At 61.7% G+C, this 22,310-nt stretch carries 19 protein-coding genes; 11 read left to right on the forward strand and 8 right to left on the reverse strand.

The window, feature by feature from the left end:
• Positions 1-2: 2 nt before the first annotated feature.
• Together murU and DET50_RS02635 are read right to left on the reverse strand one after the other, a co-directional pair.
• Positions 3-683, reverse strand: a complete 681-nt coding sequence (gene murU, locus DET50_RS02630; RefSeq protein ID WP_113861335.1) for an N-acetylmuramate alpha-1-phosphate uridylyltransferase MurU — start codon at positions 681-683, stop codon at positions 3-5.
• Positions 680-1,726: an aminoglycoside phosphotransferase family protein gene (locus DET50_RS02635; protein ID WP_113861336.1), complete on the reverse strand. Its 1,047-nt coding sequence runs from the start codon at positions 1,724-1,726 to the stop codon at positions 680-682. The genes murU and DET50_RS02635 overlap by 4 nt, the downstream gene beginning before the upstream one ends.
• 285 nt (positions 1,727-2,011) lie before the next feature.
• Between DET50_RS02635 and DET50_RS02640 the strand changes: the two genes are divergently transcribed.
• The 9 genes from DET50_RS02640 (at position 2,012) to slmA (ending at position 10,606) form a co-directional block, all read left to right on the forward strand.
• Positions 2,012-4,312: an LPS-assembly protein LptD gene (locus DET50_RS02640; RefSeq protein ID WP_181799923.1), complete on the forward strand. Its 2,301-nt coding sequence runs from the start codon at positions 2,012-2,014 to the stop codon at positions 4,310-4,312.
• 60 nt (positions 4,313-4,372) lie between these two features.
• Positions 4,373-5,719 carry a peptidylprolyl isomerase gene (locus tag DET50_RS02645; protein WP_113861337.1) on the forward strand — a complete coding sequence of 449 codons (1,347 nt, stop codon included), beginning with the start codon at positions 4,373-4,375 and terminating at the stop codon, positions 5,717-5,719.
• A complete protein-coding gene (pdxA, locus tag DET50_RS02650) occupies positions 5,716-6,726 on the forward strand; it encodes a 4-hydroxythreonine-4-phosphate dehydrogenase PdxA (RefSeq protein WP_113861338.1) in 1,011 nt (336 codons plus the stop codon). Before DET50_RS02645 ends, pdxA begins: the two co-directional genes overlap by 4 nt.
• Complete coding sequence (gene rsmA, locus DET50_RS02655; protein ID WP_113861339.1) at positions 6,723-7,547, forward strand: 16S rRNA (adenine(1518)-N(6)/adenine(1519)-N(6))-dimethyltransferase RsmA; 825 nt, start codon at positions 6,723-6,725, stop codon at positions 7,545-7,547. The genes pdxA and rsmA overlap by 4 nt, the downstream gene beginning before the upstream one ends.
• On the forward strand, positions 7,540-8,340 hold the full coding sequence (locus tag DET50_RS02660; protein ID WP_113861340.1) for a symmetrical bis(5'-nucleosyl)-tetraphosphatase: 801 nt from the start codon (positions 7,540-7,542) through the stop codon (positions 8,338-8,340). Before rsmA ends, DET50_RS02660 begins: the two co-directional genes overlap by 8 nt.
• A 73-nt stretch (positions 8,341-8,413) precedes the next feature.
• The gene (locus DET50_RS02665) at positions 8,414-8,740 is read left to right on the forward strand and encodes a DUF423 domain-containing protein (RefSeq protein ID WP_113861573.1); all 327 of its coding nucleotides are present in this window, start codon (positions 8,414-8,416) and stop codon (positions 8,738-8,740) included.
• A gap of 24 nt (positions 8,741-8,764) precedes the next feature.
• A complete protein-coding gene (gene thiS, locus DET50_RS02670; protein ID WP_113861341.1) occupies positions 8,765-8,965 on the forward strand; it encodes a sulfur carrier protein ThiS in 201 nt (66 codons plus the stop codon).
• 73 nt (positions 8,966-9,038) lie between these two features.
• Entirely contained in the window at positions 9,039-9,848 is an 810-nt protein-coding gene (locus DET50_RS02675) for a thiazole synthase (protein WP_113861342.1), read from the forward strand.
• Between the two features lie 170 nt (positions 9,849-10,018).
• Positions 10,019-10,606: a nucleoid occlusion factor SlmA gene (gene slmA / locus DET50_RS02680; protein WP_113861343.1), complete on the forward strand. Its 588-nt coding sequence runs from the start codon at positions 10,019-10,021 to the stop codon at positions 10,604-10,606.
• Between the two features lie 404 nt (positions 10,607-11,010).
• Here slmA and DET50_RS02685 read toward each other — a convergent pair whose 3' ends face one another.
• The 4 genes from DET50_RS02685 to DET50_RS02700 form a co-directional block, all read right to left on the reverse strand.
• Positions 11,011-11,835: an inositol monophosphatase family protein gene (locus tag DET50_RS02685; RefSeq protein ID WP_113861344.1), complete on the reverse strand. Its 825-nt coding sequence runs from the start codon at positions 11,833-11,835 to the stop codon at positions 11,011-11,013.
• Between the two features lie 51 nt (positions 11,836-11,886).
• Positions 11,887-13,182: a pyridoxal phosphate-dependent aminotransferase gene (locus DET50_RS02690; protein WP_113861345.1), complete on the reverse strand. Its 1,296-nt coding sequence runs from the start codon at positions 13,180-13,182 to the stop codon at positions 11,887-11,889.
• 122 nt (positions 13,183-13,304) lie between these two features.
• Complete coding sequence (locus DET50_RS02695; protein WP_113861346.1) at positions 13,305-14,624, reverse strand: substrate-binding domain-containing protein; 1,320 nt, start codon at positions 14,622-14,624, stop codon at positions 13,305-13,307.
• 111 nt (positions 14,625-14,735) lie between these two features.
• Positions 14,736-15,047 carry a DUF3301 domain-containing protein gene (locus tag DET50_RS02700; RefSeq protein WP_113861347.1) on the reverse strand — a complete coding sequence of 104 codons (312 nt, stop codon included), beginning with the start codon at positions 15,045-15,047 and terminating at the stop codon, positions 14,736-14,738.
• Positions 15,048-15,255: 208 nt separating this feature from the next.
• Here DET50_RS02700 and DET50_RS02705 point away from each other — a divergent pair, with 208 nt between their 5' ends.
• Together DET50_RS02705 and DET50_RS02710 are read left to right on the forward strand one after the other, a co-directional pair.
• Positions 15,256-16,959, forward strand: a complete 1,704-nt coding sequence (locus tag DET50_RS02705; RefSeq protein ID WP_113861348.1) for a putative bifunctional diguanylate cyclase/phosphodiesterase — start codon at positions 15,256-15,258, stop codon at positions 16,957-16,959.
• 81 nt (positions 16,960-17,040) lie between these two features.
• A complete protein-coding gene (locus tag DET50_RS02710) occupies positions 17,041-18,000 on the forward strand; it encodes an AraC family transcriptional regulator (protein WP_113861349.1) in 960 nt (319 codons plus the stop codon).
• Between the two features lie 70 nt (positions 18,001-18,070).
• Here DET50_RS02710 and DET50_RS02715 read toward each other — a convergent pair whose 3' ends face one another.
• Positions 18,071-21,157 carry an efflux RND transporter permease subunit gene (locus DET50_RS02715; RefSeq protein WP_113861350.1) on the reverse strand — a complete coding sequence of 1,029 codons (3,087 nt, stop codon included), beginning with the start codon at positions 21,155-21,157 and terminating at the stop codon, positions 18,071-18,073.
• Positions 21,157-22,260, reverse strand: coding sequence for an efflux RND transporter periplasmic adaptor subunit (locus DET50_RS02720; protein ID WP_113861351.1), 1,104 nt, complete (start codon positions 22,258-22,260; stop codon positions 21,157-21,159). The genes DET50_RS02715 and DET50_RS02720 overlap by 1 nt, the downstream gene beginning before the upstream one ends.
• Between the last annotated feature and the right edge of the window lie 50 nt (positions 22,261-22,310).

A 22,310-nucleotide genomic window follows, 5' to 3' on the forward strand; every position in this document is an offset into this window, starting at 1 on the left:
TGTCAGGCCTCTTGCGCAGACAGCCGGCGGTCCAGCTCCCGAAGGCGCTCCGGCGTTCCCACATCGACCCAGCCGCCTCCGTGGTAGCGTCCGGCAACCCGCCCCCGGGCCATGGCCCGGCGCAGAATTGGCCCCAGTTTTCCGGCGTTATCGTCGAAGCCGGAAAACAGGCGGCGATGCAGCAGGCTGATGCCGGTGAAGGTCAATTTGTGGGGGCCGTCACTAGCCAGTTCGCCGGATTCCTGCAAGTGAAAATCACCCTCGGGATGGTGAGGACGGTTATCGGTGACCACCAGCACCGCATCCCGGTTGGGGTCCGGCTCCAGCTGGGCGAGGGGAAAGTCGGTCCAGATATCGCCATTGATGACCAGGAACCAGTCCGAACCGGAGGCCGTGAGCAAGGGCAGGGCCCGGACAATGCCGCCGGCGGTTTCCAGGGGTTCACCCTCGCGGGAGTATTCCAGGGACAGCCCGAAACGCTCACCCGTACCCAGGGTGTATTCGATCTGGTCGCCGAGCCAGGCATGGTTGATCACCACTTCCCGGAAACCGGCCCGCTTCAGGTGTTCCAGATGATGCACGATCAGCGGCTTGCCGCCGGCGCTGAGCAGGGGTTTGGGGGTGGTCAGGGTCAGCGGGCGCATACGTTCACCCTTGCCGGCGGCCAGGATCATCGCTTTCACAGCGGGGTGTCCTCCAGTGCCGGGGCCGGGCCGATCTTCTCCTCGATCAGCGGCATCACCGTATCTGTCAGCCACTCATGGAAATGGCGCAGGGCCGGCTGGCGGGCGCTGGCCCGGATCAGGTAGTTGACGGTGCGGGGGATGTCACCCAGATAGCCATCCTTGCCGTCGCGGATGGCCAGCCTGGCAAAGATTCCGGCGGCCTTCAGGTGCCGCTGCATGCCCATCAGCTCGAACCATTGCCGGAAGGTGTCCGGGTCGGCGTGGTGCAACCCTTTCTCAAGGGTGGCCTGCCGGAAGGTCTCAAGCCACCGGCTCACGTGCTCTTCCGGCCAGGACACGTAACAGTCCTTGAGCAGGGAAACCGCATCGTAGGTGACCGGGCCGTGGACAGCATCCTGGAAATCAATGACGCCCGGCCGGCCGGTTCCCGGGCGGATCAGCAGGTTCCGGGAATGGTAATCCCGGTGTACCGTCACCTCCGGCTGCGCCAAGGCGCTTTCCCGCAGGAAGGCAAAGGTGGTATCGAGCAGGCATCGGTCGCCGTTGTCCAGCGCCATGCCCAAGTGGCGCTCGAGCAGCCAGTCCGGGAACAGGGCCATCTCCCGGTCCAGCAGCGCGGTATCGTAGGGCGGCAACGGGTAGTCCGGGGGTGAGGGCAGTTGCTGGATCGCAACCAGCTCATTCAGGGCTTCCCGGTAGAGTGCATCGGCGTTGTCTTCGGTCAGTCCGGCCAGCATCAGCTGGTTGCCAAAGTCCTCCAGTAGCAGGAAGCCCTGTTCGAGGTCCTCCGCTTCAATGGCCGGTACCGCCACGCCATGACTGTACCAGTGCCGGGCAATCGCCAGGAACGGAACGCAATCTTCATGTTCGGGGGGCGCATCCATGATTATGAACGGAGTCTGCTCGCCGTTCTGCTGCCGGCGCCATACCCGGAAATAACGGCGGAAGCTGGCATCCCCGGAGACGGGTTCCGCCTCGGCATGCTCGAAACCGGAAAATTGCCTGACCCAACGGGTCATTGACTGCTGGCGCGTGTCCATAGGGCTGGTTGTTTGTCCCGACATATTTGTTGGCATTGATTTCAAAAGTTAGCAGAGGAGTATAAAGGGGGTAAAACGGTTTTACAGCGGAGTTTCCGTTAACAAGCTGCAAGGGCCCGTGTAAACTAGGCGGCTCGAATTCAGGCCCCGAAATCCATTTTCCGGAACAGGAATCCTGCCACCGTGCAATCCGCCATCTGCTGTCCGAAGCGACCGGCCCGCCGGTTGTCTGGCCGGATCCGTCGGATTTCCGGCGCAGCCCTGGCTACCCTGTCGGGGCTGGCCCTGACGGCGCCGGCTACCGCTCAGGGCACTGCATCGCCGTCGGCTGCGGAAATCGACTGGCGTCCCCGGTCCGAGCTGCCCGCCGAGGTTCGGGACCGGTTGCCGGTGTTCTGTGAGGGTGGCTACCTTCCCTCTGGCACCGGAAATGTGGATTCTTCCTTCAGCGGTCCGGGCGCCGACGCCGGAGAACCGCTGGAAGCCAGTGGCCTGAGCGCTCGCTACGAGATTGACCGTGAGCTTTACCTGCAGGGTGATGTCCGCCTTCGCCAGGGCGCCTTCGAGGTCACCGGCTCGGAGGCCCGCTACGACCAGCAGGCCGGAGCGGTTTCGGTCAGTGGTCCACTGGTAAGCCGGGGCAACGGATTCCTGCTCACGGGTGAGTCCGCGGACTACAGCCTCGAGAGCGGGCGCTTTGACATCAACACTGCGACCTTCCTGCTGCACGGTCCGGAAATGCGGGGCAATGCCTCCAGTCTGTCGCGAATCTCCGAAAACCAGGTGCAGATCCGCGATGGCCGGCTGACCACCTGTGGCCCCGGACAGAATGACTGGGCGATCGTGGCGTCGGACATCAAGCTGGACCGGGCCGAAGGCTTCGGCACCGCCAGGCATGTTCGCCTGGAAGTGCTGGATGTTCCGGTGTTCTACTGGCCCTGGGCGAGTTTTCCCATCGATGACCGCCGCAAGACAGGCTTTCTCTACCCGCAGTTCGGATCCTCCAGTGCCGGCAGCGGTGCGTTCCTGGCGGTGCCCTATTACCTGAACCTGGCGCCCCACTACGATGCCACCCTGACGCCCCAGTACATCCATGGCCGGGGTCTATTCAACGAAGCGGAAGGGCGATACCTGAGCCGGTTTGGCGAGAGCGTGCTGCAGGTGGGCTACATCAACGATGATTCCGCCTTCGCGGAAGAGAATCCGGGCGAGAGCGGCGAGCGCTGGGCACTGGATGCCAGCACCCGGGCAAACTTTGGTCAGGGCTGGACCGGCTACGGGGATTATTCGGTGGTCAGCGACAATGACTACCTTTCGGATCTCAACCGCTCCCTGGAAATCAACCAGACAACCCATCTCCGGCGCCGGGGCGGCGTGCGTTATCGCAGTGCCAACCAGTACTTCGAGACCTATCTGAACGATTACCAGACCATCAGCGAATTTATCGCGGATGAAGACAAGCCCTACGCCCAGCTGCCGGAAGTGTTGTATGGAGGAACGGTCGAGGCCGGCTGGCTGGAAGCCGGGCTTGAGAGCCAGTACACCTGGTTCTACCGGGACAACGATAACCTGACCGGCCTTGATCGGGCCAACGGGCAGCGTTTCCGCGCGGTGCCGGAGCTGGCAGTGCCGTTGCGTTCACTCTGGGGCTTCAGCCGTCCCTCCATGAGCGTTGATTACACCCGGTACGAACTTGAAGATTACAGCCTCGGCGATGGCAGCTTCGATCGGTCTGTCCCGATAGCCGAATGGGATAATGGCCTTTATTTTGACCGGCGCTCGGAGTTGTTCGGGGTACCCTACAACCAGAGCCTGGAGCCGCGTCTGTATTACGCCTGGGCCGATGCCGAGGCGGATCAGAACGATATCCCCGATTTCGATACATCGATCAAGAGTTTCCGGTTCGACCAGCTGTTCGAACCGGACCGTTTCAGTGGCGGTGACCGGGTGGGCGATACCAACCAGTTGACCGTGGCCCTGACCAGTCGCTTCAATGACCTGGTTACCGGGGCGGAAAGGGCGCGGATCAGTATCGGCCAGGTTCAATACTTTGAGGACCGGGATGTAACGCTGTTCGGTGCCGGCGGCAGTACCCGGAGCCGGTCGCCGCTGGCGGGAGAGCTGGTGCTCAGTCCGCTGGACACCCTGGAGATCCGCTCCTCCGGCCTGTGGGATCCGGATACCGGCGAGACCGAGGAAGGTCGCAGTCAGCTGACCTTCCACTCGGAAGATTACCGATACCTGGCCAGCCTCGGGCATACCTATAGCAAGGATGAACTGGAACAGTCGGATATTGCGGCGGTTGTTCCGGTCTCAGACCGTGTTAGCCTGATCGGCCGGTGGGTTTACGATTCCGGGCTGGACCGGACGGTGGGATCGCTAGCCGGGCTTGAATACAACAACTGCTGCTGGAGCGTCCAGGTAGTGCATCAGAACTATCTGACCGACGACCAGCAACTGGATACCCGCCTCCTGTTCCAGATCCAGCTCAAGGGGCTTGGTGGCAGTGGCGGTGCCTCGGCCCGGATCTCCGAGGCAATTTACGGGTTTGACGAAAGGGAGCGCCGGCGTTTCGGAACTCCCTGAGCCTTGGCCGGACCAAGACCGCAGGCCAACGGTATAGACCATTTTTGATACGAGGTGATTATGAAGGCGACCTTTCGCCAGGGTGTGACAACCTTTCTGATGTTCCTGATGCTGACGCTCTCCGTGTCGGCCCAGGCCGAGCGCAAACTGCTGGATCAGGTTGTTGCCATTGTCGACGATGACGCAATCCTGCAGACCGAGCTGGAAGCCCGGATCAATACCATCATCAGCCGTCTGCAGGCCCAGGGTACCGGCCTGCCGCCCCGGGATGTGCTGGAACAACGGGTGCTCGATCAGCTGATCACCGAGTCCATCCAGCTGCAGATGGCCGACAAGATGGGCATGCGCATCAGCGACAACGAGCTGAACGAAACCATGGACAACATTGCCAGGCAGAACAACATGACCCGTGCCGAGTTCGAGCAGCAGCTGGCCGCGGAAGGCGTGAGTTACCGCCAGGCCCGGGAGCAGATCCGCAACGAGATGCTCACCAGTCGCGTCCAGCAGCGGCAGGTGGGTAACCGGGTGCGGGTGACCGATCGGGAAGTGGAGAACTATCTTGAGGCCCAGGAAGCCCAGGGGGCCAACTCCGCCGAGTATCGACTTGCCTACATATTTATTGAAGTTGACGATCCGGGCAGCGAGGCCTCGGTGGAAGCCGCTCGCAAGAAAGCGCAGAACCTGCGTCAGCAAATTGTTGACGGTCGCGATTTCCGGGAGGTGGCCGTTGCCGAATCCGATGCCAGTAACGCCCTGGAGGGCGGAGACATGGGGTGGCGTACCGAGAATCAGCTGCCTTCGCTGGTCGCGCCGGTGGTGCCCGAATTGGCGCCCGGTGAGCCGTCGCCAGTGCTGGAGAACAACAGCGGTTTCCACATAGTGATGGTCATGGACAAGCGGGGTGGCGACCAGAAGCAGCTGGTTCGCCAACACAAGGTCCGCCACATCCTGGTGCGGCCATCCGAAGCGCTTACCGATGCCGAGGCCGAGGCGAGAGTTCGTGATCTGTACCGGCAGCTTGAGAACGGCGCCGATTTCGCCGAACTGGCCAGAGAGTACTCGGACGATCCGGTGTCCGGCTCCGACGGCGGGAACCTGGGCTGGGTGAGCCGGGGGCAGATGGTACCGGCGTTTGAGCAGGCGATGCTGGAGGCCGACATCGGCGAACTCAAGGGGCCGTTCCGTTCCCGGTTTGGCTGGCATATCCTGCAGGTACAAGAGCGCCGCGAGAAAGACGTGACCGGTGAGGCACGGGAATCCGATGCCCGGCAGGCGATTTATCGCCGCAAGTTCGAGGCCGAATTGCAGAACTGGCTCCGGGAGATCCGGGACGAAGCCTTTGTGGAGTTCAAGGGCGAGTATGCGGATGAAAGCCCGGCCGATGAGGCGGCAGGCGCGTCATCATGACTGATTCGGTGATCCTGGCACTGACCGCGGGTGAACCCGCCGGCATCGGTCCCGAGCTGTGTCTCCAGCTGGCACTGGAGCCGCGCCAGGCCGGAATTGTGGTGGTCGCCAGTGAGGCGTTGTTGGCCGAGCGTGCACGGATGCTTGGTATTGAGGTGCAGCTCCACGTCTGGCAGCCGGGAACACCGCCGCAGATGGAGCCGGGGCACCTGTCGGTGTGGCCGGTGGAGGGCTGCCAGAACCTGGCCGCCGGCAAGACCGACCCCGCCAACAGCCGCTACGTGCTCACGACCCTGGAAATTGCTACCCGCGCCTGCCTGAACGGTGACGTGGATGGCATGGTCACCGCCCCGGTCCACAAGGGGGTGATCAACGAGGCCGGTATCGCGTTCAGTGGTCATACCGAATTCCTGCAGGAGCTGTGCGGCGTCGAGCGGGTAGTGATGATGCTGGCCACCGACGAGTTGCGGGTGGCCCTGGTTACCACCCATCTGCCACTCCGGGACGTGGCCGATGCCATCACTCCGGAGCGGCTGAGCCAGGTGACCCGCATCCTGGATGCGGACCTCAGGACCTTCTTCGGCATCAGCGAGCCCCGAATTCTGGTGGCCGGGCTCAATCCCCACGCCGGCGAAGGCGGGCATCTGGGCCGGGAAGAAATCGAGGTGATAGAGCCCAACCTTGAGAAATTGCGGGGCGAGGGTATCAACCTGACCGGTCCACTGCCGGCGGACACCCTGTTCACACCGCATTGGCTGGATAACGCCGATGCAGTGCTGGCCATGTACCATGACCAGGGCTTGCCGGTGCTCAAGTTCCAGGGCTTCGGCCGGGCGGTGAACATTACCCTGGGTCTGCCCATTGTCCGCACCTCGGTCGACCATGGCACGGCGCTGGACTTGGCGGGAACCGGCAAGGCCGATGCCGGTAGCCTGCATACCGCGATTCGCGTGGGTGAACACATGGCACGGTGCCGGAAGGTGGCCAAACAAGAGAGCAAGTTGTGAGTCAGAAAGGCGGCCATCAGGCCAGAAAACGTTTTGGGCAGAACTTCCTGCACGATCCGGGCGTGATCGAGCGCATTGTGCGCGCCATCAATCCCAAGCCGGAAGATGCCATCGTCGAGATCGGCCCCGGTCTGGGCGCCCTGACCGAGGAAATCCTGGCGATCAATCCGCGTCTCCAGGTGGTGGAGCTGGACCGGGACCTGATCCCGGTGCTGCGCACCAAGTTTTTCAACTACCCGGAATTCCGGATCCACGAGGCGGATGCGCTGAAATTCGATTTCAGCCAGCTGGTGGAGGACCGGCCGCTGAGAATCATCGGCAACCTGCCGTACAATATTTCCACGCCGCTGATCTTCCACCTGCTCGGACAGGCCGGTGTGGTCCAGGACATGCATTTCATGCTGCAGAAGGAAGTGGTGCAGCGGCTGGCGGCGGTGCCCGGCGACAACAACTACGGCCGGCTGGGCATCATGGCCCAGTACTTCTGCAAGGTGCAGCCGCTGTTCGAGGTGGGCCCGGGCGCGTTCAAGCCGGCGCCGAAAGTGGATTCTGCCATTGTTCGCCTCGTGCCCCACGAAACGTTGCCACACCCGGCCAAAGATTTGGCGACTCTGCAGGCCGTGGTCCGCACCGCGTTCAATGCCCGGCGCAAGACTCTTCGCAAGGCCCTCGGTGGCATGATCAGCGCCGGGCAACTGCAGAGCCTGGGTATCGATGACGGTCTGCGCCCGGAAAACCTCAGCCTGGCGGACTACGTACACATTGCCGACTTTCTCTATGACCAGAAATCCGGAACCGGCGATGAGGTAAGTAATGACTGATTACGCCATCGGCGACATCCAGGGCTGCTATGAACGTTTGCGGGATGTCCTGGACAAGGTGGATTTCTCGCCCTCCCGCGACCGTCTGTGGGTCGCCGGCGACCTGATCAACCGGGGGCCGTCCTCGCTCGAGACCTTGCGGTATATCGAGAGCCTGGGCGACAGTGCGGTGGTGGTTCTGGGTAACCACGACCTGCATCTGCTGGCCGTGGCCCTGGGCGGCCATGCGCCGAAACGCAAGGACACCCTGCAGGATATCCTGGATGCCCCGGACTGTGACCGGTTGCTGCAATGGCTGCGCCGGCAGAATTTCTGCGTTCACGACCAGAGGCGCAATTTTGTCATGGCTCACGCCGGCCTGCCCCATATCTGGAGTGTGGCGGACGCCGTCAGCTATGCCCGGGAGGTCGAGGCAGTGATCCGCAGTGACCAGGCGGAGTATTACTTTACCCACATGTACGGCAATGAACCCGAGCGCTGGGATCCCGGTCTGACCGGTATGAATCGCTGGCGGATGATCACCAACTATTTCACCCGGATGCGTTTCATCGCCGGGGACGGCACCCTGGAGCTGGCGACCAAGGAGTCGGCAGGCAATGCCCCCGAGGGTTTTGAGCCCTGGTTCCGGTTCCCCAGGCAGGACGATGTCCGGGTCATCTTCGGCCACTGGGCTGCGCTCGAGGGTAATACCGGCAGTGACCGGTTCATCGGCCTGGACACCGGCTGTGTCTGGGGTGGTGTGCTGACGGTGATGAATCTGGATACCGGAGAGAAAATCCACTGTGACTGCTGAAGCATCCCGAACGACGGGGCCTGTATTGCGCTGGCCGCTGGTTGCTGGCGCCCTGTTTGGTCTGCTGGCGGTCATGGCCGGCGCCTTTGGCGCCCACGGCTTGCGCCAGATGGTGAGCGAGCGGGCCCTGGAGGTGTTCCAGACCGCCGTCACCTACCAGATGTACCACGCCTTGGCACTGGTACTGGTTGCCGTGCTGGCGGGCCTCGGCGTGTCCCGCCGATTGCTGGGAATTGCAGCCGGGTTTTACCTGGCCGGCATCCTGCTGTTCAGCGGCAGTCTGTACCTTCTGGTGTTCACCGGTTATCACTGGCTGGGACCGGTGACCCCGTTGGGTGGTGTATGCTTCATTATTGGCTGGGGGCTGCTGGTTACCGCAGGCCTCCGGCGCCAAGGCTGAATCAATGCGAGGTTTGACAGCGACATGCAGGTAGAAGTAAACGGCGATGCGATGGAACTCCCGGACGGCGCCACCGTCGAGGTCCTGATTGAATCCCTGGCCCTGACCGGCAAGCGACTGGCAGTGGAAGTCAACGAGGATATCGTGCCCCGCAGCCAGCACCCCGAATTCACCCTGAACCCCGGCGACCGCGTCGAAGTGGTTCATGCCATTGGCGGTGGCTGACCCGATTCCCTGCACGCTTTACAGGCGGCCACGGCCGCATCCTGATTGTAAATCCAGACTACCCGGAAAGGTTATGACCGATACTCCCGAAGTTCAGCTCCCCGAAGACAAGCCCCTGGAAATTGCCGGCCGCGTCTACCAGTCCCGATTGCTGGTAGGCACCGGCAAGTACCGGGACATGATGGAAACCGGCCACGCCATCGAGGCCAGCGGCGCCGAGATTGTCACCGTTGCCGTGCGCCGCACCAACCTGGGCCAGAACCCGGACGAGCCCAACCTGCTGGATGTGATTTCCCCGGAGAGTTACACCATCCTGCCCAACACGGCCGGTTGTTACACGGCAAAAGATGCGGTGCGCACCTGCAAGCTGGCGCGGGAACTGCTGGACGGCCACGACCTGGTCAAGCTGGAAGTGCTCGGTGAGGAAAAGACCCTGTACCCGAACATGACCGAAACCCTGGTGGCTGCCGAGGAGCTGATCAAGGACGGCTTCAAGGTCATGGTCTACTGCTCCGACGACCCGCTGCTGGCCAAGCGCCTCGAAGAGATGGGCTGCGTGGCCATCATGCCCCTGGGTGCACCCATCGGCTCCGGTCTGGGCATCCAGAACCGCTACAACATCAAGCTGATCGTTGAGAACGCCAGCGTGCCGGTGCTGGTGGACGCCGGCGTCGGCACCGCTTCCGACGCCACCATCGCCATGGAGCTCGGTTGCGACGGCGTACTGATGAACACCGCCATTGCCCAGGCCCGGGACCCCATCAAGATGGCCAACGCGATGCGCCTGGCCATCGAAGCGGGCCGCGAAGCCTACCTGGCCGGGCGCATGCCGAAGAAGATGTATGCCAGTGCGTCCTCGCCGATTGATGGTACGTTTTTCTGAGATTAGGTGTGAAAGTGGGGTCAGATGAAGGCTTTCATCTGACCCCGGGGTACGACATTAACTCCGAGCCCGGAATGTGAAAAAGGGGGCTGATGAAGTCCTTCATCTGACCCCCTGTTCAACAAAACGTCGATCATAAAAACCAAAACTCAGAGCGCTGTAGTCCTGTCATGACCGATCAAAAACCCAGTCGCCGCGAGGCGATCCTTCACGCCCTGGTGGAACTGCTGGAAAACGACCCGGGCGCCCGCATCACCACCGCCGGCCTGGCCCGCACCGTGGGTGTGACCGAAGCGGCCCTCTACCGCCATTTCCCCAGCAAGCGGAAAATGTTCGAAGCCCTCATTGAGTTTGCCGAGGAGGCGGTGTTCTCCCGCTGCCAGGTGATCCTGCAGGAGCAGGAGGATGTGCGGGCGCGTCTGCAACAGCTGGTACACCTGGTGCTGGTGTTCGCCGAGCGCAATCCGGGTCTGTGCTGTGTGCTCACGGGTGATGCCCTGATGGGGGAGAACGAGTCGTTGCGCAAGCGTGCCTCCCAGTTCTTCGAGCGTCTGGAGACCCAGGTCCGGCAGGCCCTGAAGGAAGGCGAAATCCGCCAGGGGCTCCGGCCACGGACCAGTGCCGCCCGGGGTGCGGATTTTGTCATGGTGTTCGTGGAAGGCCGCATTCAGCGGTTTGTCCGATCTTCGTTTTCCCGGTTGCCGTCTACTGATTTCGAGGAGAGCTGGGGGCTGGTTTCCCAAGGTGTTTGGGGCTGAGTTCGGGGGTATCTGTTACCCGTAGCCTGATAGTTTCGGTGGTAGGGCGAAGGCGGGAAGGGCTTTCCCGGAACCGCTACAAGCACGTCCCTGTGCGCTTGACTCCGGCCATCCATGGCCTCCGACATTCCGGGAAAGCCCTTCCCGCCTTCACCTCCAGAGCTTCCGAGATATCGCTACTTCGTTAGCTGGCTCGAGTTAGTTGTTCCTCTATTCTTGCGATCCCCCTGTTGTACGACCGGCCCGGGTGGGGCTTCCCTTCACAGAATGTTGAAGGCCAGGGATGGCCTGAAACAAGCGCACATGGACGTGCTCGTAGCGGTTCTGTGAAGGGAAGCCCCACCCGGGCCGAACACCCAACTGGCAGGCTAGGAAACGAAGCCAAAAGGCCGAACTCCCAAGCGTCAGTCATACCCCGAGGCAGACCGGAGAATGGAGCGAACCGGCTCCCAGACCGCAGGCGCCGAAATCAGGATGTCGCGGCCCCAGAGATCGGCCGGATAACCCGCCGGTACCTCGCCGAAGTGGCCGGCCGTGGCGCCGGCTTCCTTGGCGATCAGTCGGGCTGCGGCAAAGTCCCAGGGGCTGACGTTTTCGTAGTAGATGTCCAGACGGCCACAGGCCACCCAGCAGATATCCAGGGCCGCCGAGCCGATGCGGCGGAGGTCCCGGCACTGGTGGATCATGGCATCGAGGCGGCGGACCAGGGGTTCCAGGTTGTCCTTGGTGTAGGGGAAACCGGTGGCGAACAGGGATTGCCGGGGCTCGGTGGCGCCGCTGTGTTTGATTGGTTTGCCGTTGAGGGTAGCACCTTCGCCCTTGGTGGCCCGGAAGGTTTCGCCGGGGAAGGGGGCATGGACCACGCCGGCCTGGACTTCGCCTTTTTCGGCATAGGCAATGGAGACAGCCACCTGGGGGTGACCGTAGGCATAGTTTACCGTGCCATCGATCGGATCCACGATCCACAGGGGCGTGTCCAGTTCTTCCGCCTGGGACAGGTCTGGCATGGTTTCTTCCGACAGGATGCGGTGGTTGGGAAAGCGCTTGCGGATGGCGCCGGTGATGAACTCGTCGGCCATTACGTCCGCGTGAGTGACCAGTTCGGTCTGGTGCTTGTAGTCGGTGCGGAGGGTGTTGTCTTCCCGCTCACGGCGGATCAGTTCCCCCGCTTCACGGGCCAGGGTTTCGGCAAAATCGGTGATATCGCGAAGGGAAACGGAAGCAGACATGGCGCCCTCATTGATCTTGAAGAGTGAGGGCGCCAGTCTAACACGATGGTGTTACAGGCTCTGCAGCCAGCGCTCCATCTTGTCCATGGCCAGGACCAGGCGCGGGCAGGCCTGTTTGACGAAGGTGTCGTCCAGTTCCTGCTCGGCGTAATCGCCACCAGCCAGTGCCAGGGCGTCACCACCATCGAAGTCGACGAAGGCCAGGCGCGCGCCCAGGTGATCCGGCACGAAGCCGAAGTCGCTGGAGGGCAGAATGGCCACGCCGGTGTTTTCCAGCAGGGCGGTGCAGAAGGCCTGGGAGGTCTTGATGTCCTTGCGGGCCAGTTGCTCGCGGAAGTTGGAGAAGTCCGGGAACAGGTAGAACGCACCCTCCGGCTTCTGCACCACGGCGCCCATTTCGCTCAGGCGGCGGTGCATGTATTCGCCCACGACCTTCAGTACGCGACGGGACTGTTTCAGATACTCGTCGATATCCTCACCCCCCTGGAACGCGGCAATGGCGGCGTGCTGGATTGGCGCGCTGGTGGCGGTGTAGGTCTCACTGGCAATGATCGCCATGGCATCCTGCAGCGGGCGCAGCTCGGGCGGGAAGATGAAGGTACCCAGGCGCCAGCCGCCGGCGCCGGCCCACTTGGACAGGCCGGTGCTGATGATGGTGCCTTCCGGATAGTAGCGGGCAATGGACTTGTGCTTGCCTTCGAAGTGCACTTCCCCGTAAATCTCGTCCGAGAGCAGGATCAGCTTGTACTTGCGGGCGACGTTGGCGATCGCCAGCAGCTGGTCGTCGGTGTAGGTGCAACCGGTCGGGTTGGACGGGTAGTTGAGGATCAGGATACGCGGGCGCGACGGGTCGTCCCGGCAGATGATGTCCAGTTCCCCGGCGGTCAGCTGCCAGTTGTTCTCAGCGTGGGTCGGTAGCCAATGTACCGAGCGGCCGATGATCCGGGCCTGGGGCGCGTAGGAAACCCAGCTCGGACGCGGGATCAGCAGGTCGCCGTAGTAGGCCAGCTGCAGCATGAACAGCAGTTCCTTGGAGCCCGGGCCGATCAGGACATCTTCCCAGGTGCAGCGCATGCGCTCATTGCGGTTGATGTAGCCGGCGATGGCTTCACGCAGGCCCTTGAGGCCTTTTACCGGCAGGTAGTCTTTCTCGTGAGCGTGGGCCTTCAGTGCATCCACCACGCGATCGGGAACCGGGAACGGCGATTGCCCCAGGCCGAGCTTGATGATGTCTTTTCCTTCGGAACGCAGCTGGTTGCTCAGCTCGTTGATGCGGAGGGTGGCGGAGGGCTGGATGCCCCGGACGTTCAGGTTAATCGCGTATCGGTGGTCTGTTTGGATGTCCATTGTTCCGGTCTGTTGGTTGGAAATGACCCGCACAGTATAGGAAACCCAAACATATCTGTGACATCCACGCGGATAGGTGATTGCCGAAAACCCGGGGCCTACTTTGGTCTTGTCCGGTCTGGCTAGCGTGCCCGGACCCAGACCTCAACCCGGCCGTTGCGCTGGCTGCCCCGACCGCCAACCGGCATGTAATGGCCATAGCCGGTGTAGGCCACGTCGGGGATTTGCTCGGCGGCCAGTGCCTTGCGCACCGACAGTGCGCGCAACTCGGAAATCATCTGGGCCCGCAGTTCGTTGCTCTGCTGGTCGGCAAAGCCGATCAGCATCAGGTCGTCGGCGGTTCTGCCGGTGTCGTCGAGATATTGCCGGACCCGTTGCAGATCGCGAAGTGCCTTGTTGTCCAGTTTCGTGCGCCCCTCGGCAAAACGGAAGTTCACGGTCAACCGGTCATAGCGCTCGGTCAGCCGGCGGAAGGACTCGGGAACGGAATCATCAAATTCAGGCCGGACCGCAATCGGGTTCTGGGAAATGAAGCCGGATTTTGCCACCAGCTCCTGCCCCGGGCCGGCCAGGGCGAAGTCGATCAGTTCGGAGACCAGTTCGTTGTCAGGACTGCCAGGCGTGTACATGAACAGGCGGCGGGCCAGAGGGTAGTCCTCGCTGGCCACGGTCAGCTGGTTGGGCCTGAGGGCCGGGGCGTCGCCCTCGGAGATGGCCAGCACCTTGCTGTTGCGAACCGATGCCAGGCCGGCAAAGCCGATACCGGATGGGTCCCGGCTGACGTCATCGGACAGCTGGTCGTTGGACTCATAGCGAACGGCCGAGGGGGCCAGGGCGTATTTCTTGCCAAGCACCAGGGACTTGAACGTGTCCCAGGTACCGGAACGGTCGTCCCGGGCATACAGTTTGATCGGCCGGTCCGGGCCACCGACTTCGGACCAGTTGAGAATGTCACCGGCATAGATCCGGCCCAGGGTATCGATACTGAGCTGATCCACGGGGTTGGACGGGTGCACGAGAATGGCCAGGCCATCAATGGCGATGACGTGTTCGCTTTCCAGCGATGTCAGGTCCGCCCGACTGCGAAATTCCTCGACCTCCCGGGCCTTCACCGGTCGTGAGGACGCCCAGACATCGGCCTCACCAGAGGCCAGTGCCTTGTAACCGGTACTCGAGCCGTGGGCGGCCACCAGAACCTCAATGGCCTTGCCGTTGCCCCGGGCCACAATGCGCTGCTCGTTCTCACGCCCCGTGGCTTCGGTCCGGACCGCTTCACCGGTGTGTTGTTTCAGGTATCCGCTGACCAGCATCGGGGCCAGGGTGGCGCCGACGGTGTTGGAACCGTGAATTTCCAGCTCGTTTGCGTGAGCGGTTGCGCCATGGAGGGCCAGGGTCAGGACGGCCAGGGTTGCCAGGGCCTTGGGGGAGAGCAGTCTTCGCATTCTGATGGTGCCTTGTGGAGGTTAATACTCGAGGTCGGCAGGAAGAATGCGACAGAAATATGACAGTCAGGTTTCAGTGCTGTAACCGTTTGTTGCCGAAGGGGGAAATGGTCAAAAACGGTGGGGTTCGAGCTCCATATTGAGTATCGTCGAGCCCAGCATGATTACCCGCCCGGTGTACCGTTCCTCCCCGGTGGAGGTGAAGTCGAACAGGAAGCGCCGCCACACTCTCAGCCTGCCCTGGTCGTCCCGCTTGAACCAGAGGCCGCGCAGGTATACCGCATCGTCCAGCAGTTCGACATCCATGGTTTTGCAGTAACGGCGCGCCGCCTGAAGCACGAAATCTTTGATGGCCTTGGCACGCCACCAGTACCAGGCGGCAAAGCCGGCCAGAAAGAGCCAGAACAGATTTCCCAGAGTCACAGCCAGTTATATTCCCAGAAAGCAGGTCGGAAGGGGCTTCAGGTTACATGATTGCGTGCCGGCTTGAAATTGTCGGGCCCTGTTAGGCTTTGGTCGTAAATGCCGGTGGTTCTGCAAAATATGGCTTGGCAGACGACAGGTGGGCGATATGCTTATCCTCCCAACCGATTGGCCACGGCCACGGATATAACAAGAAAGAGAGTCCGCCATGCAAGCAGTAGAACCGCAGGACTTCAGGGCGCTGGTGGAACATCATCCCCGAGCGATCATGTTGTCTACCACCGAGCCGCGCATTGCCTACGTCAATCGCAGCTTCCAGGCGGTCACCGGTTATTGCCAGGATGAGGTCCTCGGAGAGCCACCTTCGGTGCTGAGTTCCGGACTGCATTCCTGGGACTTCTACCGGGGCATGTGGGAGAGCATCCACACCAACGGACGCTGGGAAGGGCTGATCTGGAACCGTCGCAAGAACGGCGAAACCTACCCGCAATGGCTGTCCATCTATCCCGTGGTCCAGGGCGCCCGGAAGTTCTACGCCGGCGTTTTCATGGATGTGGGGGATCCGGCGGCCGGGGACGAGCGTCTGGCCTCCCTGGCCTATTACGATCCTTTGACGGAGCTGCCCAACCGGTCCTTGTTCCAGGAATTCCTGAGAGCCCGGGTGGACCGCCGTCAGGGTGCGGTTGCCTGCTTCGGGGTGCTGTTTATTGATCTTGATTTCTTCAAGTCGATCAACGATCTCCACGGACATGACTGCGGCGACCAGGTGCTCAAGGCAGCGGCCCGCTGTATCCGGAGTGCCCTGAGGCGCAACGACGTGCTGGCCCGCCTGTCGGGGGATGAGTTTGCCGCGATTGTCGAGGTGGAGAACGACCTGGAACTGGAGAACATCGGCGAGCGACTGAACCGGGCGTTCCAGGATCCGGTCCGGGTGGATGGCCGTGAGTATTTTCTCTCTGCCTCGGTGGGCGGGGCGATGTTTCCGGACCACGGGCGAACCAGTGCCGACCTGCTGCAGAACGCCGACCGGGCCATGTACACCGCCAAGGTCGCCGGCCGAGCCTGCTTCCGACTATACAGTGCCGTGGAGAGTGAGCAGGGGCGACGGGAACAGCGCTTGTCCGAGGCCCTGATCGCCGCCCTCAAGACCGCCCCGGAACAGTTCCGGGTGGTCTACCAGCCCCAGTTTGACCTGGCCACGGGGCGTGTTGTCGGTTTAGAGGCGCTTTTCCGGTGGTTGCATCCGGAGTTCGGCGAGATCTCGCCGGCGGATTTTATCCCCATCGCGGAACATCGGGGCCACATCCATGACCTGACCGAGCACCTGTTGCGTTGTGTCCAGTCGGATCTCGACAGTGTCTCCGGGGAACAAATGCCCCACGGATTGCGCCTGGCCATCAATATTTCCGCCCGGCAGATTACCGACACACGTCTGGACCAGGTGCTGGGTCCCTTCTTCGACCGCCTGGCAGCCCTGGGCTGGCGTCCGGAGCTGGAAATCACGGAGACCCACCTGATGAGCCTTTCCAGTCGCTGTCTGCAGCGGCTGCGCAGGTTTGGCGAGCAGGGTGTCGGTGTGGCCATCGATGATTTCGGAACCGGCTATTCCTCCCTCGCGTACCTGCACACCCTCCCGGTGCAGGTTCTGAAGATTGATCGCCAGTTTACCCGGCAGCTGGGAACCGATGCCCGGGACGCGCGCATTGTCTCGGCTATTCTCGGTATTGCCGAGGCGCTGGGGCTGGAAGTGGTGGCCGAAGGAATCGAGAGTGAGGAACAGCTGGAGAAGTTGCGCCAGCTGCGGTGCCATCGGGGCCAGGGCTACCTGCTAGGCAAGCCCGTTGGGTGGAGTCAGATTGTTGCTGTTCTGATTGATGGACATCAATTCCAGTATGATTTTGTGGCTTCGTGAGCCGGTGATTGCAAAATATGGCTAGGGTTTCGGGGCAATTTCCAATAAAAATAGCAAAGTCCCTCAAGATTGTGTGGTTTTATGTCCCGGGAACCCTTGGCAACCGTTGAACTGGACGGCTTCCTCCGCCTGAATCGCGCCTCACTGGCAGAGTTTCAGGCTGCCTTGCGATTATTGGCGAGCTTGCCGTCGATCCAGTGCCACTCAACAGACGACAGTGATCTGGCCGTTGGCGCCCTTTATGTCGTCTCGTCTGACCAGGGTAAGGTCCTGTGCCTGTCAGTGGATCAGGCATTGACTATTACCGGCTGGGACTCTCCCGTGACCCTGTGGTTGCGGGTCCTGGCCGGTCGGGTGCGTATAGGCGGGAGGTGTGCGGCGCCAGTCGTTCATACTGAAGCCTGCTGTGTCGGCCCGGGGGCGTTGACGGTGCGCCTGGCCGCAGGCACCCGATTGGTGATGGTTATCCCCTCGGAGCGGTCGACGTTACCCGAGGGGCAAGCCTCTCGCTGCGTCTCCAGCAGTATGGTCCGTTGCCTGATTGACCCCTTTCTTCTCCAGGCAAGGTTTTTCCTGGACAGTGAGCAGGCGGAAACGCGCACCCGGCAGTTGCTTGCGCGTCTGGTGGAGCTGGAGACCACTGGGCAGGTTCTCGGCGGGCAGGCATTACCGACGCTCGACCGGCGGGTAAAACGAGCGATAGACTGGATCCGGCGTGAATCGGACTGGCAGTTCGACCTGCATTCATTGGCGAGCCATGCCGGGGCCAGCGAGCGCAACCTGTACTACCTGATGAAACGGGAGACCGGCGTTACACCTTACCGTTTCTATCAGCATTGCCGGCTGATCCGCGTGCGCCGCCGGCTGGTGGACTGCCAGTGCGAGGTGCCCCATATTTCCCACTATGCGGCTGACGAGGGCTTCAGTCATCTGGGGCGCTTTGCCGCGCTGTACCGTGAGCATTTCGGCGAACTGCCCAGCGAGACCATTCAGTGGCGGCGGGCACTCCTGGACCGGGCGGCCGGCAGACAGGCCAGCTGAGTCATTTCCTGATCCCCCAAGAAAAAGCCCGGTTACCTTTCGGTGACCGGGCTTTTTTCCGTTACGGCTATCAGTGGCCTGTTGCCGGTTTGCCGGCTTCGGGCTCTTCACCATATTCATCGGCGGCCGAACCGTGATGATCCCGCGCCAGCAGTATGTAGAAAGCCGGCAGCACGAAGATGGTGAACAGGGTGCCGATACCAAGACCGGCACTGATGGTCAGCCCGATGGCGAAACGGCTCTGCGCGCCGGGGCCGACGGCAATCAGCAGCGGAACCATGGCGAAGATCAGGGCCAGAGAGGTCATTATGATTGGCCGCAGACGGATGGCTGCCGCCTCAATGACCGCCTGAACCTTGTCCAGGCCGCGCTCCTTCTGCAACAGGTTGGCGAACTCCACGATCAGGATGCCGTTTTTGGACACCACCCCGATCAGGGTGATCAGCCCCACCTGGGTGTAAATGTTCATGGTGGCGAAGCCCAGTACGATGAAGGCCATGGCGCCGGCAACGGACATGGGCACGGATACCAGGATGATGAACGGATCACGCCAGCTCTCGAATTGCGCTGCCAGTACCAGGTAGATCACCAACAGTGACAGGAAGAAGGTGACCATCAGGGCGCTGCCCTGGGTCGCCAACTGGCGCGTCTGGCCGGTATAGTCGTAGCTGAATCCTTGCGGGAAAACATTCTCTGCAGTCTGTTCCATGAACGTCATGGCATCGCCCAGGGCCACGCCCGGCATCACCACTCCTTGCAGGGTCAGCGAGTTCAGCTGATTGAACTGGGTCCGGTTGGACGGCTCGACATCATGGCTGAAGCTCACCAAGCCCCCCAGGGGCACCAGCTCGCCGGTGTCGGTCCGGATGTGGTAATCGTTCAGGGCCTGCTCATCCAGCCGGAACTGCTGGTCGACCTGGGGAATGACCTGGTAGGAACGGCCTTCCATGCTGAACCGGTTGATGTATCCGCCGCCCAGCATGCTCGAAAGCGCCTGGCCTACGTCCTGCATGGATAGCCCCAGGTCGGCAACCCGGTCACGGTCAACATTGATGCGGGTGATCGGCCGGTCAAAGTTGATGGACTTTTGCAGGAACATGAAGTTGCCACTGGCCATGGCCTTGCCGAGCAGCTCATCCGCCACCTGGTCCAGCTGCTCGTAGCTGCTGCCGGTGGTGATCACGAACTGGAACGGTAGGCCACCACCGGAGCCCGGCAGGGATGGGCGGGGGAAGACCGCAGTCTGCAGGCCGGTCACTTTCTTCAGCTCCGCGTTGAGCATGGGCTGGACTTCGAACTGGGTGACTTCGCGCTCGCTCCAGGGTTTCATCTTGAACCCGCCGAACACCGCGTTGGGACTGGTGATGCCGAGAATCATGAAATCCTCGTTATAGCCCGGGACGGTGGTCATCCGGTTCTGGACTTCCTCGCCATGCTCGCGCAGATAGTCCAGAGTCGCGGTCTGGGGGCCCAGACCCTGGTAGAACAGGATGCCCTGGTCTTCGGTGGGCGCGAGCTCGTTCTGGCTCATCGTCACCATGAAGTAGATGGAGCCCAGTACCACCACCGCAAAGAATACCACCACCGATTTGGTCTGCATCAGTGATGCCAAAGCGGACTTGTAGCCATTTGACAGGCCGTTGAAGGTTTTCTCGACCAGGACCTCGAGCCGGCCGGGGTTGCCGTGAGCTTTGAGGACCTTGCCGGAAAGCATCGGTGACAGCGTCAGCGCCACAATGCCCGAGATCACGACGGTGCCGGCGAGGGTAAAGGCAAATTCGGTGAACAGCGAGCCCACCAGACCGCCCATGAAACCGATGGGCGCGTACACCGCCACCAGGGTGGTGGTCATGGCGATGATCGGCACAGCCATTTCCCGGGCACCGTTGATGGCGGCATCAAAACGGGATTCGCCTTGTTCGATGTGCCGGTGCACGTTTTCAACCATGATGATGGCGTCATCCACAACCAGGCCGATAGCCAGCACCATGGACAGCAAGGTCAGCAGGTTCAGGGAGAACCCGAACATGAGCATGATGAAGGCACCGCCGATCAGGGACAGGGGCACCGCCACCGAGGGCACCACCGAGGCGCGGATCGAGCCCAGGCACAGGAACACCACCACCAGTACGATGACCAGTGCTTCGAGCAAAGTTTTGATGACTTCGTTGATGGAGTCTTCAATAAAGTCGGAGGCGTCATAGGCGAGCCGGACATTCAGGCCCGATGGCAGCTGGCTTTCTATATCCGGAAGCGTGTCCTTGACCAGACCGGCCACTGTCAGCGGGTTGGCTCCGGGCGCCAGTTCAATCGCAACGTAGGTGGCGGGCTGGCCCTTGTACAGCGCCAGCTCATCATAGGTTTGCGAACCCAGTTCCACGCGCGCGATGTCCTGGAGCCGGATCTGCGTGCCGTCCCGGGTTTTCACCACCAGGTTTCGGAACTGGTCGGGGTCGGCCACATCGGTATCGCTGGTCATGGCGATTTCAACATACTGACCCTTGGTGTTGCCCACCGCAGCCTGGTAGTTGTTGGCCCGGAGCTTGGCAACCACTTCGGTCGGTGTCATGTCGACCGCGGCCAGGCGCTCCGGGTCCAGCCACACCCTCAGCGCAAACTTGCGGCCGAACAGGCGGGCCTTGCCGACACCGGAGAGTGCCTGCAGCTTGGGTTGTACCACCCGGGTCAGGTAATCGGTGATCTGTGGTACCGCCAGTTCGGTGCTGTAGAAGGCGATATACATCAGCGCCGTGGAGTCACCGGTGGTGGAGGTGATCACCGGGTCCTGGGCTTCGGCCGGCAGCACGTTGCGCTGACTGGCCACTTTGGCCTGGATTTCCGCCAGGGCGGCATTGGCGTCGTAGTTCAGCTCCATCTTGGCCTGGATGGTGGACACGCCCTGGGAGCTGGTGGAGGTCAGGTAATCGATACCGCTCGCTTCGGCTATGGCCTGCTGCAGCGGCGTGGTGATGAAGCCCTTGATCAGGTCGGAGCTGGCCCCCGGGTAGGCGGTGGTGACCGTTACCGTTGTGCTCTCAAGTTCCGGATACTGCCGGATCTCCATCTCCATGGCGGCCCGGGCCCCGAGCAGCAGGATCAGGAGGCTGACCACCGTCGCCAGTACCGGACGGTGGATGAATATGTCGGTAAATCGCATTATTCAGACGCCTCCTGATTTTGGTCGGAGCCTTCCTGGATTTCGACTTTCTGCCCGGCCCGCAGTCTCAGCAGGGCCTTGGACACCACGGTCTCACCGGCTTCGAGGCCGGAAAGAATGGCCACCCGGCCGTCACGGGTCTGGCCGGTGGTGACCGTACGACGTTCCACGATCAGCTTGCCATCGCCATTTTCGGTCACAACAAATACGAAGTCCCCATAAGTGTTATAGGAAATAGCGGTGCGGGGAATGGTGACCACCTCTTTGTCTTCCGGTTGCAGTGTCATCACCGACGCGAACATCCCGGGGCGCAACAGGTTGTCGGGATTGCTGATTGTGGCCCGGACCCGAACGGTTCGGGTTTCCGGGTTGACCGAGGTGTTGATGGCACTGATCTCGCCCTCGAACCGACCCTGGGGCACGGCCGCGACTGTGACCTCCACTGGATGGCCGGTGTCAATATCGGCGAGGTTTTTCTCCGAAAGGGTGTAATCGGCGTAGATCGGGTCAAGCATGTTGATCTCGACGATGGGTGTGCCGGTGGCGATATACTCACCCTGGTCAACCATGCGGATGCCCACCGTGCCGTCAAACGGTGCCCGGATAATCTTCTTGTTGAGCTGAGCCTCGGCCTCGTTTACCCGCGCACGGGCGGCATCGTAGTTGGCTTTGGCCTGGTCATACTGGGACTGTGATACGGCCCGCCTGGGAAGCAGGTCAGACACCCGCTGGAACTCCTGGGCGGCAAGCTGGGCCTCGGCTCGCCGTGTGCGCAGGGCCGCTTCGTCGATTTCTGCATTCAGGCGGATAAGAACATCGCCCTTCTGGACAGTGTCGCCGGACTCGAAGTTGATACTTTCAATGACGCCGGGCACCTCGTTGGCAACCGCGATGCCATTGACGGCTTCAATACTGCCGACGGCCTTCAGAGATGGTGTCCACTGTTCGGTGCGCGCATCGGTGGCGGAGATCTTTGCCGGCGGTTGCGGCTGGGACATTTGCTCCTTCATTTGGCCGAACTGGTAGAACTTGTAGCCAAAGATGCCACCAAGGACGACGCCAAGAAAAATAATGACAATGATGAAGCGGGAAGCAGTGCGCATAGTTCAGACCCTGGAATCTGTATCCATTGAGTGTTGATGCCTCGGATCAA

This window comes from Marinobacter pelagius (genome assembly GCF_003315345.1).
GTDB lineage: Bacteria > Pseudomonadota > Gammaproteobacteria > Pseudomonadales > Oleiphilaceae > Marinobacter > Marinobacter pelagius_A.